This window comes from Bacillus sp. FSL R5-0434, from assembly GCF_038004745.1.
In the GTDB taxonomy this organism is placed as follows: Bacteria; Bacillota; Bacilli; order Bacillales; family Bacillaceae; genus Bacillus; species Bacillus halotolerans.
Window position 1 is genome coordinate 3138775 of sequence record NZ_JBBORV010000001.1, and the last position, 14898, is coordinate 3153672.

15 protein-coding genes are annotated in these 14898 nt (G+C 44.4%); 11 read left to right on the forward strand and 4 right to left on the reverse strand.

All coding sequences use genetic code 11. The features are described from left to right. The first annotated feature begins 24 nt into the window (after window positions 1-24). A complete protein-coding gene (locus NYE43_RS16470) occupies window positions 25-411 on the forward strand; it encodes a kinase-associated lipoprotein B (RefSeq protein ID WP_185848680.1) in 387 nt (128 codons plus the stop codon). A gap of 26 nt (window positions 412-437) precedes the next feature. Here the strand turns inward: NYE43_RS16470 and kapD are convergent, their stop codons facing one another. Beyond that, window positions 438-1055 carry a 3'-5' exonuclease KapD gene (gene kapD, locus NYE43_RS16475; protein ID WP_024122659.1) on the reverse strand — a complete coding sequence of 206 codons (618 nt, stop codon included), beginning with the start codon at window positions 1053-1055 and terminating at the stop codon, window positions 438-440. Window positions 1056-1132: 77 nt separating this feature from the next. Continuing rightward, on the reverse strand, window positions 1133-1336 hold the full coding sequence (locus tag NYE43_RS16480; RefSeq protein ID WP_044160312.1) for a hypothetical protein: 204 nt from the start codon (window positions 1334-1336) through the stop codon (window positions 1133-1135). On the opposite strand from NYE43_RS16480, the gene NYE43_RS16485 reads away from it, so the two are divergent. The 3 genes from NYE43_RS16485 (at window position 1239) to NYE43_RS16495 (ending at window position 4848) form a co-directional block, all read left to right on the forward strand. Further along, entirely contained in the window at window positions 1239-2447 is a 1209-nt protein-coding gene (locus NYE43_RS16485; RefSeq protein ID WP_308315553.1) for a multidrug efflux MFS transporter, read from the forward strand. The genes NYE43_RS16480 and NYE43_RS16485 overlap by 98 nt on opposite strands. Window positions 2448-2539: 92 nt before the next feature. After that, the gene (locus NYE43_RS16490) at window positions 2540-4414 is read left to right on the forward strand and encodes a transglycosylase domain-containing protein (protein WP_024122661.1); all 1875 of its coding nucleotides are present in this window, start codon (window positions 2540-2542) and stop codon (window positions 4412-4414) included. A 20-nt stretch (window positions 4415-4434) separates the two neighbouring features. Continuing rightward, window positions 4435-4848 carry a thiol-disulfide oxidoreductase DCC family protein gene (locus NYE43_RS16495; protein ID WP_024122662.1) on the forward strand — a complete coding sequence of 138 codons (414 nt, stop codon included), beginning with the start codon at window positions 4435-4437 and terminating at the stop codon, window positions 4846-4848. A 17-nt stretch (window positions 4849-4865) separates the two neighbouring features. Here the strand turns inward: NYE43_RS16495 and NYE43_RS16500 are convergent, their stop codons facing one another. After that, complete coding sequence (locus NYE43_RS16500; RefSeq protein ID WP_095713969.1) at window positions 4866-5423, reverse strand: YufK family protein; 558 nt, start codon at window positions 5421-5423, stop codon at window positions 4866-4868. 177 nt (window positions 5424-5600) lie between these two features. Between NYE43_RS16500 and maeL the strand changes: the two genes are divergently transcribed. From maeL to maeN, 7 genes are all read left to right on the forward strand, one after another. Then, window positions 5601-7202, forward strand: coding sequence for a two-component system sensor histidine kinase MaeL (maeL, locus tag NYE43_RS16505; RefSeq protein WP_024122664.1), 1602 nt, complete (start codon window positions 5601-5603; stop codon window positions 7200-7202). Continuing rightward, window positions 7195-7902 (forward strand): two-component system response regulator MaeM, encoded by a 708-nt coding sequence (gene maeM, locus NYE43_RS16510; protein ID WP_024122665.1) that lies wholly within the window; start codon window positions 7195-7197, stop codon window positions 7900-7902. The genes maeL and maeM overlap by 8 nt, the downstream gene beginning before the upstream one ends. A gap of 471 nt (window positions 7903-8373) precedes the next feature. Beyond that, window positions 8374-9453: a guanosine ABC transporter substrate-binding protein NupN gene (gene nupN / locus NYE43_RS16515; protein WP_024122666.1), complete on the forward strand. Its 1080-nt coding sequence runs from the start codon at window positions 8374-8376 to the stop codon at window positions 9451-9453. Window positions 9454-9585: 132 nt separating this feature from the next. Next, window positions 9586-11118 (forward strand): guanosine ABC transporter ATP-binding protein NupO, encoded by a 1533-nt coding sequence (gene nupO / locus NYE43_RS16520; RefSeq protein WP_185848679.1) that lies wholly within the window; start codon window positions 9586-9588, stop codon window positions 11116-11118. Then, complete coding sequence (locus NYE43_RS16525; RefSeq protein WP_185848678.1) at window positions 11111-12157, forward strand: ABC transporter permease; 1047 nt, start codon at window positions 11111-11113, stop codon at window positions 12155-12157. Before nupO ends, NYE43_RS16525 begins: the two co-directional genes overlap by 8 nt. Further along, entirely contained in the window at window positions 12158-13117 is a 960-nt protein-coding gene (gene nupQ / locus NYE43_RS16530; RefSeq protein WP_185848677.1) for a guanosine ABC transporter permease NupQ, read from the forward strand. It begins immediately after the preceding gene. 153 nt (window positions 13118-13270) lie between these two features. Further along, a complete protein-coding gene (maeN, locus tag NYE43_RS16535) occupies window positions 13271-14617 on the forward strand; it encodes a sodium/malate symporter MaeN (RefSeq protein ID WP_185848676.1) in 1347 nt (448 codons plus the stop codon). Between the two features lie 36 nt (window positions 14618-14653). Here the strand turns inward: maeN and NYE43_RS16540 are convergent, their stop codons facing one another. After that, window positions 14654-14869, reverse strand: coding sequence for a hypothetical protein (locus NYE43_RS16540; RefSeq protein ID WP_103671367.1), 216 nt, complete (start codon window positions 14867-14869; stop codon window positions 14654-14656). Between the last annotated feature and the right edge of the window lie 29 nt (window positions 14870-14898).

A 14898-nucleotide genomic window follows, 5' to 3' on the forward strand; every position in this document is an offset into this window, starting at 1 on the left:
AGAATGAATGCGAGGTGATAACAGATGAGTACATTTGAGAAAGGCTCTATCGTAAAAGGGTTTTACAAAACAGGTGTATACATAGGAGAAATAACAGATTGCAGACCGCAGCATTATTTAGTCAAAATCAAGGCGGTTCTTACCCATCCCGCTCAAGGAGACCTTCACAATCCAAAACAGGCAGATGTGCCGTTTTTCCATGAGAGAAGAGCGCTCGCTTTCGGCGAACAGACCAATATCCCTCATCATATGGTGAAGCCCTATGACAGTGAAGTGCCGGATTATAACGAGTCTTTGCGGGAAGCGGTTGCACAGCTGAGAGCCAAACTGGACGGAGATGATTCAGAATGGGCAAAGCGCTCCCTGAATAATCTGGACGTTTTAGAAAAAGAATACTTCACTCGGCCATAACCCAGTCTGACAAAAGATTGGGTTTTTTATGTGGCGCGCCGGAACAGTTCAGATAAATCAATCCTCTCGCCGATTGTCGGCGGTTTTGGTTTTTCAAGATACTGCTTATCCTGCTCGACAAGCTTAAAAAGCTTATAGGCTGTAAGAGCATCGTCAAGCGCCTTATGATGGGTGCCGGTTCCTTTATCTCCGTACTCTTCCGCGGCCTTCCACAAGCCGGTCAGTGTCCGGTCTCCAAAAAAGTTTTTATATTCAAGCGATAAATCTCTCATCTCCCCTTTAAAAGGGAAAGGAATATGGTTAAACATACAATTTTGCTTCAGCACTTTCATATCCATGTTTCCCCACGTGATGATCGTGCAATTTTTTTCAGGATCAAGCTCATTTAATTTACGGATAAAGTCCTCGAACCTCATCCCCTCATCTACCTGGTTTTGCGTAATGTTTAAAAATGATCTGCAGCGCTTCGTCAGCTTGGGGAATTTTTTCGGCCTGATATAACTCGAAAACGTCTCAACTACTTCACCATTAACCGACTTTACAATTCCTGCTTCAATGATTTCCGGAAAAAAATTTTGCGGACTGTATTTTCCTTCGGGCATCGTAAATTCGAAATCAATAATGAGTAAGTTGCCTGCCTCCACTATTTTTACACCTGCCTTTCCTCCGATCAGAAGAATGCTATCTTTATAGTATATCAATTCTCCTTCTCTTCATTTCTTCATTTTCTAAAAATAATGAATTTTCCCAGCCGCATTGTTTCTTTTAAATGGTGCACTGTTTCTTTATAATTAGTAAGGAACCCGAAATAATAAGAAGGTGATGTTATTTCTATCCGCAAGAAAAACTTTGTCATTGTGTGGCTGGCGAATTTCTTTGTATCAGCCAGCACAACGATGATCGTCCCTTTTCTCTCCTTGTATATTGAGACGCTCAGCACCTTTTCCAACGGCTTTGTGCAAAGGTGGAGCGGTTATGTGTTCGGCATTACGTTTTTAATGGCTTTTTTGGTATCCCCATTCTGGGGGCGGTTCGGAGACAAACGCGGTTACAAGAAAATCCTTTTGACAACCGGAACCGGCATTGCCGTCAGCATTTTATTAATGGGCTTTGTCACGTCGGTTTATCAATTGTTTTTTCTGCGTATGGCAATGGGACTTGTAACCGGATTTATCCCGACATCCCTTGCAATGATTTCCGCGCAGACGCCTAAAAGCTCAGCCGGCAAAACGCTTGGCACGCTCCAAATGGGGCAAGTGTCCGGAAGCTTGTTCGGCCCGCTTTTGGGAGGCGTTCTTGCTGACCACTTCGGCTTTACGTATACCTTTTTTATCACATCCTTTGTGATTTTCTCAGCCGTTCTTCTCGTGTTATTCGGGGTCAAAGAACAGCCGCTCACAGAGAAGATAAATAAACGTCAGTCTTATACGAGAAAAGAAGTGCTCTCCTATATTTTTCACCAGCCCGCGCTTTGGGTCATGATGCTGTTAACCATGCTGATTCAAACAGGAAATTTCAGTATCCAGCCGTTGCTCGCTTTATATGTAAACGAGCTGCACGGATCTGACAATCTGGCCTTTTTCTCCGGCATGGCATTTTCGGCAACCGGACTCGGCAGTTTGCTTCTGGCAAGAAAATGGGGAGATTTAGGAGACCGCTACGGCCACCGCCGCATCTTAATCGGGCTTTTAATCGCCGCCTCTTTATTTTTTATTCCGCAGGCACTCGCTTCTTCATTCAGTGTGCTGCTTGTTTTCAGGTTTTTATTCGGGATGGCGATGGGCGGCCTTCTGCCATGCATCACAGCGGCAATCCGCGTTCAGGCTCCCGGCTCCATCCAGGGAGAGGTCCTCGGCTACAATGTCAGCTTTCGCTTTTTAGGAAACGTTCTCGGACCTCTTCTCGGCGGTATTATATCGAGTCACTTCAATATCTCTGCAGCCTTTTATGTCACAGCATTTCTCTTTTTCGCAGGTGCCTGCCTGCTTTGGATCATGAAGAAATTCCAAAAAGAATCGTATGCCAAAGCAAGCTGATTCTCAGCAAAAATTGAGGAGTCTTCTAAATTTAACCTTCTCGTAAACTCAAAAGAATGGTACGATATGGCTAGAATTTAGGAGAAAAGAGAGTGACCATGTTACGAAAAATTATCGGATGGATTTTGCTCCTTTGCATAATCCCATTGTTTGCATTTACAGTTATCGCTTCCGGAAAAGAAGTAAAACAAATGAAGTCCCTGGATCAGGTGCTTGATAAGAATATTGATTTGAAAGAGATCAGCCTTGTTCAGAACAGCTACATGTACGACAGGGACGGATCTCTGGTCTCGGAAATCGTCAGCGATGATGAGAACCGTGTGCTGGTTCCCTTCAAGAAGATTCCCGAAGAAGTCAAACAGATATTTTTAACTTCCGAGGACCGCCATTTTTACGAACATAAAGGCTTTGACTTTATGGGGATGGTGCGGGCGGCCGCTTCCAACGTGAAGGACAAAAAGATTGACCAGGGGGCCAGCACCATCACACAGCAGCTTACAAGAAACTTGTATTTGAGCCACGAGCGCTCCTTCAGCCGCAAACTGACTGAGCTCGCGTACTCCTATCAGCTTGAGAAAAAGTATACGAAAAATGAGATTCTTGAAGCCTACCTAAATACGATTTATTTTAATAACGGCGTTTATGGCGTCGGATCAGCTGCTGAATTCTATTTCAGCAAACCGCTGAAATCTCTCACACTGGGAGAAATGGCTTTTATTTGCGCTATACCTAATAACCCTACATTATATGATCCTCTCAAGCATTTTGACTACACGAAAAGCCGTCAAGAACGCTTGCTTAAAGGGTTAAAAAATGCCGGAGTCATTACGGACAAAGAGCTGAAAAAAGCCGTAAAACAAAAAATCAAACTGGATGTCGAAGAGAAAGAAGACAAATATCCGGACTACGTTTCCTACGTAAATGATGAATTCACTCAACTAGTGTCTGAATCTGAAGGCTTTGATAAGCGTCTTCAAAAAGCGTCAGGAAAACAAAAAGACAAGATAGAAAACGAGCTGTCCGCCAGAGTCAGCACACTTCTGAAAGACGGCGTAAAAATTTATACCGCACTTGATCCGTACATGCAAAATCAAGTCGTGGCACAAATGAATTCGAAGCTTCCGTATGCGGGCGTACAGGGCGGAGCGGCTGTGATTAATCACCAGACGCATCAAGTTGTCGCTCTATCCGGCGGCAAAAACTATCATAAGTATGATTTTAACCGTGCCTACCAAGCATACAGACAGCCAGGGTCATCCATTAAGCCGCTTCTCGATTACGGACCTTATATTGAACAGACAGGTGCGACGGCAAGCAGTACAATTGATGCCGGCAAATTTTGCAGCAGGGACTACTGTCCGCAAAACTACAATAACCGCACATACGGCACAGTAACGCTCGATACAGCGTTTAAAAACTCGTATAATACACCGGCCATCAGAATGCTGGACCGTGTTGGCATCCAAAAAGCATTCAGCTATATTGAGCCGTATCATTTTTCAAAGCTTGTCAACAGCGACTATCTTCTGCCGGCGGCGCTTGGCGGATTTACACACGGCATGACGCCTCTTGAGATGACAAAGGCGTATACAACATTCGGCAACAGCGGAAGCTACTCGCCGAGCCACGCGATTACAAAAGTGACGGATTTAAAAGGAAAAACGATTTATAAATGGAATGACAAAGCGACACAGATATTCAGCGTCCGCACAAACATGCAGCTGAAAAAACTGATGTCTTCCGTTGTCAAAAGCGGGACAGGGAAAAAAGCATATTTCAAAGCGCCTTATATCGGCGGTAAAACGGGAACCTCAAATGATTATCATGATATGTGGTTCGTCGGCCTGACAGATACGTACACAATGGGTGTCTGGGTCGGAAAAGATACACCGAGCAGCGTTGAATACCTTCACAGTATCAGCCCTCAGCTTTCCATCTGGAAAGGAACGCTGCAGGCAGCTTATTAAAGAATCGGAGGGGATCTGCAGTGACATCAAAACAAATTCCAAATCGCGTATTGCTGTTTGACGGTGTGTGCAACTTATGCAACGGTGCTGTTCAATTTATCATAAAGCGTGATCCAAACGGTTTGATTTCATTTGCATCGCTTCAATCGGAAACAGGACAGAGCCTGCTGAAAAAAAGCGGGCTTCCGACTGAGCATTTTGACAGCTTTGTCTTTATTGAAGACGGCCAGGTTTACACTAAGTCAACAGCAGCCATAAAGGTTTTCAGGCATCTGCGGGGCCCATGGCGGCTCTTCGTCCTGTTTTTTGCAGTGCCGAAACCTGTCAGAGATATACTCTATTCTTTTATTGCCAAAAACCGCTATAAGTGGTTCGGCAAAAAAAATGAATGTATGCTCCCCTCCCCTTCTATAAAAAATAGATTTTTACCATAAACGAAAAAATGGCTAGCTTACACAGGTAAGCTAGCCATTATGCTATTATAAAGCTTGATAAATATGAACAGAATACCGATAACAAATGTAAACCAAAACAGCAGTTCCAACAGAATGAATCCGACCAATGACATGATAGAAAGTGTTGAATAAATCCGGTAAACAACGAACACAAAGTAAGCAAGTGTAACAACTGCAAACCAGATCACAATCCAGATGACATTTTGCAATAGCACAAAGGACAAGATCCCGCCGCCTAAATATATGATAGAGCCCATTCTGACTGTTTTCAGGTTTTTTCCTTCCGGATCATTTGCGAAAAACAGCAGTGACAGCTCAGTCACGGTATTTGCAATTAATTTCAGAGCGGACAGAACCATAAAATATAAAAGTGCAAAGGCCGCAAATAACGCAAGTCTGATTCCTTTCTCAGAGAAGTAATCGAGCATCCCATCGTACATTCCAAATGAAGACAGCATCTTCAATGCATAGAGTGAAGTTGAAATGGATAAAGACGAACTAAAAAGCAGGATCGCAATCAGCGGAAAGTATCCTGTCAAATAAGTATTTTTCATATAAAAAAGTCCCTTTCTGTAATCTACCTCATTTATTATGGAGGACTTAAAACACATTGACAAGATAAATTATTCCATTTTTTCTCCTTTTTACGAATTACGGTCCCAAATCTTCACAAAGCGGCATTTTGAGAGTAAAGTAGTACGCAGGAATCATAAAACGTAAGGAAGTTTTATATGAAAAAAACATTAAAACTGCAAACCAGACTCACCATATTTGTCTGTATCGTCGTGTTAATCGCACTGCTCATCACCTTTTTTACCGTCGGTGCCCAAACCTCTAAAAGGATACGTGATCAGGAAAGAGACACAGCGCTGCAAACGGCTGAAATGGTTGCCGACGCACCGATTACTGCCTCCGCTTTGGAGAGCGGAAAAAACCAGAAGGAACTGCTCAGCTACACGCTGGACGTCCAGAAAATTACCGGCACAGAATTTGTCGTTGTCATGGATATGAACGGCATTCGCAGAACCCATCCGGACCACAGCAAAATCGGAAAAAAATTCAGGGGCGGGGATGAAGCCGAAGTATTAAAAGGACATGTCCATATCAGCACTGCCTCAGGCACGCTTGGGAAATCGCAGAGAGCGTTCGTGCCTGTCTACGCTAAGAATGGAAAACAAGTCGGAGCCGTTGCGGTCGGCATCACAGTGAATGAAATTGACGAAGTCATCAGCCACAGCTTACGGCCGCTCTATTTTATTATTTGCGTCAGTATATTCGTCGGCGTCATCGGAGCTGTTATCGTCGCACGCACGGTGAAAAATATCATGTACGGACTTGAACCGTATGAAATCGCGACACTTCTTCAAGAACGGAGCGCCATGCTTGAATCAACGAAAGAAGGCATACTCGCTGTCGATGAACACGGTAAAATCAAGCTTGCCAATGCCGAAGCAAAGCGCCTTTTCATTAAAATGGGCATAGAAACAAATCCCGTCGATCAGGATGTCAATGACATCCTGCCGAAGAGCCGTCTGAAAAATGTCATTGAGACCCGAAAACCTCTTCAAGACAGAGATGTGCGCATTAACGGATTAGAGCTTGTATTTAATGAAGTGCCCATCCAGCTAAAAGGACAAACCGTCGGAGCGATTGCGACATTCCGGGACAAAACCGAGGTAAAACATTTAGCTGAACAGCTTTCCGGTGTTAAAATGTATGCAAACGCACTGAGAGCGCAGTCTCATGAATTTATGAACAAACTGCATGTGATATTAGGTCTCGTCCAGCTGAAAGAGTATGACGATCTTGGAGATTATATTAAAGATATTGCCATTCAGCAAAAATCAGAAACGAGTGAAATCATAAATGATGTCAAAAGCTCCGTGCTGGCCGGATTTCTGTTGGGAAAACAGAGCTACATACGAGAGCAGGGCGCAAATCTCGATATTGAATGCAGCGGGGTTATTCCAAACGCAGCAGATCCTTCAGTCATTCATGAACTGATTACGATTATCGGGAATCTCATCAACAACGCCTTGGACGCTGTTGCCAATATGCCGAAAAAACAAATCACGATGTCCATGCGTTTTCATGACAAGATATTGGACATCGAAATTACCGATACAGGAGCCGGCATGTCCGAAGAAGACCAAGTCAAGGTATTCGAACAAGGCTATTCAACAAAGGGCAAAAACCGGGGATTCGGCCTTTATTTCACCCAGCAAAGCATGGAGAATTTAAAGGGCCAAATGATTATCACCAGCGAAAAAAATGAAGGAACCACATTCAGTCTTCGCATCCCGTACGAACCGAAGGAGGAAAACCATGATTAATGTACTAATAGTTGAAGATGACCCCATGGTGGGTGAATTAAATAAACGATATTTAAGCCAAATAGAAGGCTTTCAGCTGAAAGGAATCGCCTCTTCCTTTCAAAGCGCTCTGCATATTTTAGGAGAGCATCACATCGATCTCATTTTGCTTGATATTTATATGCCGGGCAAAAACGGGCTTGAGCTGCTGACGGAATTGAGAGCCCAAAATGAAGCGGTTGACGTGATTGTCATCTCTGCGGCAAGCGAGCTGGACGTCATCAAAAAAACACTTCGTTACGGAGCTGTGGATTACTTAATCAAACCGTTTGAATTTGAACGTTTTCAGACTGCCCTTTCTGATTACAGACGAAAACAAAAAGTGTATTCCACCCATCGAAACATGAGCCAAAAAGAATTGGACGCGGAACTGTTTCATAAGAAGGAAGCGACAGAAAAAGTGCACCTGCCAAAAGGGCTGACAAAAAGCACGCTGAAGCTGATTTGGTCCAGCATTCAATCCTTTGAAAACGAGTCCTTTACGACAGAAGACTTGGCAAATCATACTGAAATATCTCAAGTATCCATCCGAAAATACTTAAAATTTCTTGAGGATATACAGGTTCTGAATGTCGAAATGGCGTACGGAACGATCGGAAGACCAGTGTTTCAGTACAATGTCAATACAGGCAACCTTAACGGAATTAAGCAATATTTATAAAAAAACGCACTGTTCATGTCGAGCAGTGCGTTTTTTTCTGTCACATCTCTTGCCAAGGTGCTTGAACCTTTCGCCAATAAGCTATACAAGAATAATAAAGGACTTTTTTGTATATTTGAGTATATAATTCTAAAAATACTTATTTTTTAAAAAATAATGCGTAATTCTATTTATTTCTTGTAAGTAAAATGATAAATTATGAGTGGTTAGTTGATCCCTAGACTAAGTCATAAGTCACACTTCAGAAAGAGATGTCACGGTTTTCCGCCCGGAACACCTTCCGCATCCTTCTCTTCCCCGCCTTTCGAAGGAAACATTCACGCCACACTTACTAAGGGAAGATCAGAACTGTCTCAGCTCATTCTAATTGTTATTATCTGAAAATTTTATCGATTCTAAGAATTGAGTGAGGCATCCCATCTCATGACTGACCGGATCAGCTTAGGCCAAATTTTTCTGGGGGGTTATATCTTGAATAAACGCAAAATCGGATTGGCGATGTCACTTGTAATCGCAGCGGGCACCATTTTAGGCGCATGCGGAAACAGCGAAAAAAGCAGCGGAAACAGTGAGGGCAAAAACAAATTCAGTGTGGCGATGGTCACCGACATTGGCGGGGTTGACGACAAATCTTTTAACCAATCAGCATGGGAAGGCATCCAAGCCTTCGGTAAAGATAATGGCCTGGAAAAAGGAAAAAACGGATACGACTACCTGCAATCTAAATCAGATGCAGATTATACAACAAACTTAAATAAATTAGCGCGTGAGAATTTCGACTTGATCTATGGCGTTGGTTATTTGATGGAAGATTCAATCAGTGAAATCGCCGATCAGCGCAAAAATACAAACTTTGCGATTATTGACGCAGTCGTCGATAAAGACAACGTCGCAAGCATTACGTTTAAAGAGCAGGAAGGCTCATTTCTCGTCGGAGTGGCCGCAGCTTTAACAAGCAAATCAGGAAAAATCGGATTTGTGGGCGGCATGGAATCCGAGTTAATCAAAAAATTCGAAGTCGGCTTCCGTGCAGGGGTTCAGGCCGTAAAACCTGACGCAACTGTCCAGGTGAAGTATGCGGGCGGATTCGATAAAGCGGACGTTGGAAAAGCAACCGCCGAGAGCATGTATAAGTCAGGCGTTGATGTGATTTACCACTCCGCAGGCGCCACCGGCACAGGTGTCTTTACAGAAGCCAAGAACTTGAAAAAAGAAGACCCGAAGCGTGATGTTTGGGTGATCGGAGTCGATAAAGATCAATACGCAGAAGGCCAAGTAGAAGGAACAGACGATAACGTCACCCTTACTTCCATGGTCAAAAAGGTTGATACAGCAGTTGAAGATTTAACGAAGAAAGCAAGCGAAGGCAAATTCCCCGGCGGAGAAACGCTTACATACGGACTTGATCAAGACGGAGTCGGCATTTCTTCCTCTAAACAAAACCTATCGGATGATGTAATCAAAGCAGTTGATGATTGGAAGAAAAAAATCATCGACGGATTAGAAGTTCCGGGAACAGAGAAAGAGCTGAAAAATTTCAAAGCTGAATAAGAATCGCGGGGATAAGGAGAAGAGCCCTTATCCCTTGTTTTTCTTTCAGAGCAAAGCTGCACATGTCCTTGCGGCTTTTCTATTGCCAGTCTCTTATTTAAAAGCATCTTGAAAAAAGGAGCGGTCAATTCTGTGGAATATGTCATTGAAATGCTCAATATACGCAAGGAGTTTCCCGGTATCGTCGCAAATGACAACATTAATCTTCAGGTCAAAAAAGGCGAAATCCACGCGCTGCTCGGTGAAAACGGAGCGGGCAAATCAACTTTGATGAACGTCCTTTTCGGGCTGTATCAGCCAGAAAAGGGGGAAATTCGGGTCCGCGGTGAGAAGGTGCACATCAACAGCCCGAACAAAGCGAATGATCTCGGAATCGGCATGGTGCATCAGCATTTTATGCTTGTCGATACATTTACAGTTGCTGAAAACATTATTCTCGGGAAGGAGCCGAAAAAGCTCGGGCGGATTGACCGAAAACGGGCTGTCCGAGAGGTTCAGGACATTTCCGACCGATACGGACTTCAAATTAATCCCGAGGCAAAAGTAGCTGACATATCCGTCGGCATGCAGCAGCGTGCAGAAATTTTAAAAACCCTCTACCGCGGGGCTGACATTCTGATTTTTGATGAACCGACAGCTGTGCTGACGCCTCATGAAATCAAAGAGCTCATTCAAATCATGAAGAACCTCGTCAATGAGGGAAAATCAATTATTTTAATTACCCATAAACTGAAAGAAATCATGGAGGTTTGTGACCGCGTTACCATTATCCGCAAAGGAAAAGGCATCAAATCACTGGATGTCCGGGATACAAATCAAGACGAGCTCGCCAGTCTGATGGTCGGCCGCGAGGTATCGTTCAAAACAGAAAAAAAAGCGGCTCAGCCGGGATCTGAAGTGCTGGCGATTGACAGAATCACTGTAAAAGATACTCGCGGAGTAGAAGCTGTAAGGAATTTATCGCTTTCTGTCAATGCGGGAGAAATTGTCGGCATAGCCGGCGTTGACGGAAACGGACAGTCAGAGCTGATAGAAGCGATTACAGGACTCCGAAAAACGGAGTCTGGAACCATTTCCTTAAACGGAAAACAGATACAAAACCTGACGCCGAGAAAAGTAACGGAATCCGGAATCGGGCATATTCCACAGGACCGCCATAAACACGGCCTCGTTTTGGATTTTCCGATCGGTGAGAATATCGTGCTCCAAAGCTATTACAAAAAGCCTTATTCAGCATTCGGTGTTTTACATAAAGGCGAAATGTATAAGAAAGCACGCAGCCTGATCAGCGAGTACGATGTCAGAACCCCCGATGAATATACACACGCGCGGGCATTGTCAGGCGGAAACCAGCAAAAAGCAATAATCGGAAGGGAAATTGACCGAAATCCTGACTTGTTAATCGCCGCCCAGCCGACTCGCGGCCTTGATGTCGGAGCGATTGAATTTGTCCATAAAAAACTCATTGAACAGCGTGATGCCGGAAAAGCCGTTCTTCTTCTATCGTTTGAGCTGGATGAAATCATGAATCTCAGTGACAGAATCGCTGTCATTTTTGAAGGCTGCATCATATCCAGCGTCAATCCGCAGGATACGACTGAGCAAGAGCTCGGCCTCTTGATGGCGGGAAGCACGCAAAAGGAAGCGGGGAAAGCAAATGGTTAAACGACTCTCTCACTTACTCGTGCCGCTCATTGCAATCATGCTTGGCTTGCTGGCCGGCGCACTTATTATGCTTGCGAGCGGATACAGTGTGATCAGCGGCTATTCCGCTTTATGGAATGGGATATTTGGAGAAATCTATTACATCGGGGAAACCGTCCGGCAGATTACACCTTATATTTTATCCGGATTAGCTGTTGCTTTCGCGTTCCGAACCGGGCTTTTCAATATCGGGGTAGAGGGACAGCTGCTAGTGGGCTGGACAGCTGCCGTTTGGGTCGGAACGGCGTTTGACGGACCGGCATATATTCATATGCCGCTTGCACTGATCATAGCGGCTGCAGCAGGCGGTTTATGGGGATTTATTCCCGGCTTTTTAAAAGCACGGTTCTATGTTCATGAGGTCATTGTCACCATTATGATGAATTATATCGCGCTGCATATGACCAATTATTTGATTTCAAAAGTCCTGACAGACAATCAGGATAAGACGGAAAAAATTCACGAATCGGCCTCACTGCGCTCGCCGTTTCTTGAGCAGATTACGGATTATTCAAGGCTTCACTGGGGGATCGTCATCGCCCTTCTCGCAGCTGTTGTTATGTGGTTTATGATTAACAAAACAACAAAAGGCTTTGAGCTTCGGGCAGTCGGATTCAACCAGCATGCGTCCCAGTACGCCGGTATGAGCGTGCGGAAGAATATTATGACCTCCATGCTCATTTCAGGAGCTTTTGCAGGCCTTGCAGGTGCCATGGAAGGTCTGGGAACGTTTGAATACGCAGCTGTCAAAGGCGCATTTACCGGCGTCGGCTTTGACGGTATTGCCGTCGCTCTTCTGGGCGGGAACACTGCGGTCGGTGTTGTGCTTGCGGCAGCTTTGCTTGGCGGCCTCAAAATCGGGGCATTAAATATGCCAATTGAATCAGGCGTACCTTCTGAGGTTGTCGATATTGTGATTGCCATTATCATTCTGTTTGTTGCTTCAAGCTATGCCATTCGTTTTGTCGCGGATAAATTGAAGAAAAAGGGGGCGAACTAAGTGGACTTTCTGCAGATTGTATCAATCATTGTCCCTGCCACACTCGTATACGCAGCCCCGCTTATTTTAACCGCTCTCGGCGGCGTATTTTCCGAGAGATCAGGCGTCGTCAATATCGGCCTTGAAGGCCTTATGATTATCGGAGCATTCACCAGTGTTTTATTCAATTTATTTTTAGGCCCTGAATTGGGAGCCGCAGCACCTTGGCTTTCGCTCATTGCCGCTATGGCAGCCGGCGCGCTGTTTTCACTGATTCATGCGGCAGCGGCGATATCGTTTCGCGCTGATCAGACAGTCAGCGGCGTCGCCATTAATATGCTGGCGCTTGGGGCTACTTTATTTATCGTAAAGCTGATTTACGGAAAAGCGCAAACTGACAAAATTCCCGAGCCTTTTTATAAAACAAGTATTGCCGGCTTGAGCGACATCCCCGTATTGGGAAAAATCTTCTTTTCAGATGTCTATTATACGTCTATTCTCGCAATTGTCCTGGCCTTTATTTCGTGGTTTATCTTGTTTAAAACCCCGTTCGGCCTCCGTATTCGTTCCGTCGGAGAACATCCGATGGCAGCCGATACTATGGGGATCAATGTTTACAAAATGCGCTATATCGGCGTGATGATCAGCGGATTGTTCGGCGGCCTCGGGGGCGGCGTATATGCGTCAACGATTGCCCTCGACTTTACGCACTCTACCATTTCCGGGCAAGGCTTTATCGCACTCGCCGCCCTTGTATTCGGAAAATGGCATCCGATCGGCGCACTCGGCGCTGCCCTGTTTTTCGGATTCGCGCAAAGCTTAAGCATTATCGGCTCACTGCTCCCTCTTTTTAAGGACATACCGAATGTATATATGCTGATTGCCCCTTACGTATTAACCATTCTCGCCTTAACCGGCTTTATCGGACGCGCAGATGCGCCAAAAGCAAATGGTGTGCCTTATATCAAAGGAAAACGGTAACCACATCTCCCTGGGAAGCGGCTTCTCAGGGATTTTTTCTGCTCCAAAATACCCAATTAATTTAGTTGTTTATTAATTATTTAACTTAAAAAAATATCCTTTGTTAGCGCTTTCTTGTAGACTGTAACAAACAATACATGGGGGTGTATGACAATGGGAGCAATTCACAAAACAGAGGAAGTTTTACCTGAGCACAAAGACACACAGGAGAAAAGCCTGTTTAAGAAAATATGGACTTGGGAAATCGGCGTGATTCCTCTCCCATTATATACAGCATTAGCTGTCATTATTATTCTTGCGGCCTATTACAACGAGCTGCCTGCAAACATGCTGGGCGGGTTTGCCATCATTATGATTTTAGGTGTCTTTCTTGGCGATATCGGCCAGCGGATTCCGATTTTAAAGGATATTGGCGGTCCTGCTATTTTATCTTTGTTTGTGCCATCTTTTTTAGTTTTTTATAATGTGTTGAATCCATCATCATTAGATGCTGTAACCAATTTAATGAAAACATCTAACTTTCTTTATTTCTATATCGCTTGTCTTGTTGTAGGAAGCATTCTTGGAATGAACAGAACTGTTTTAATACAGGGATTCATCAGAATGTTCGTTCCTTTAGTAGCGGGCACAATTGCGGCGGTTGCGGCCGGCGTGCTCGTCGGATTCATCTTCGGCTACAGTGCCTATGATTCCTTTTTCTTTGTCGTTGTGCCGATTATTGCCGGGGGAATAGGTGAAGGAATTTTGCCGCTCTCGATTGCTTATTCGCAAATATTGGGGTCTTCCGCTGATGTGTATGTGTCGCAGCTGGTTCCTGCCGCTATCATTGGAAACGTTTTTGCTATTATCTGTGCTGCTTTAATGAAAAAACTGGGCGAAAAACGTCCTGACCTAAACGGCAATGGGCGTCTCGTTAAATCTAAGAAAGCGAACGATATTTTCAATCAAAAAGAGGCTGAAGCTAAAATTGACTTTAAACTGATGGGAGCCGGAGTCCTGCTCGCTTGTACGTTCTTTATTTTCGGCGGTTTACTGGAGAAATTTATCTTCGTCCCGGGCGCTATTTTAATGATTATTTCAGCAGCTGCAATCAAATATGCAAATATCCTTCCGAAAAAAATGGAGGATGGCGCGTACCAGCTTTATAAGTTTATTTCATCAAGCTTTACATGGCCGCTTATGGTAGGCCTCGGGATTCTCTTTATCCCTTTAGATGACGTGGCGTCTGTGATTTCTATTCCGTTTGTCATCATTTGTATTTCAGTTGTCGTTGCCATGATTTCTTCCGGATATTTTGTAGGCAAGCTGATGAACATGTACCCTGTTGAATCCGCAATCGTTACCTGCTGTCACAGCGGTCTCGGCGGAACGGGAGATGTCGCCATTTTGTCCGCTTCAGGAAGAATGGGCCTTATGCCATTCGCCCAAATTTCTACACGTCTTGGCGGAGCTGGAACTGTCATTTGCGCGACGATTTTACTTCGTTTTTTCACTTCATAATCAGAAAAAGAGTTCCGTCTTAGACGGAACTCTTTTTTATTTGTTCACAATCCGCATATACTCCCTGGGCCCAAACGGCCTATCCTGAGATTCCGCCTCACTCATTTTAGTTGACAGGTGGTGCTCCAATAAATACAGTTCCCAATCATCATTGTCTGCCACACGGGCACGGCCGTCATATTGATTCAGCATGAATGCCCCTGCACATATCGAGCAGAATAAACCTGAGCACATAAGGACCTTTCTCTTCATCATGATCAGCTCCTTACATAAAGCTTGAT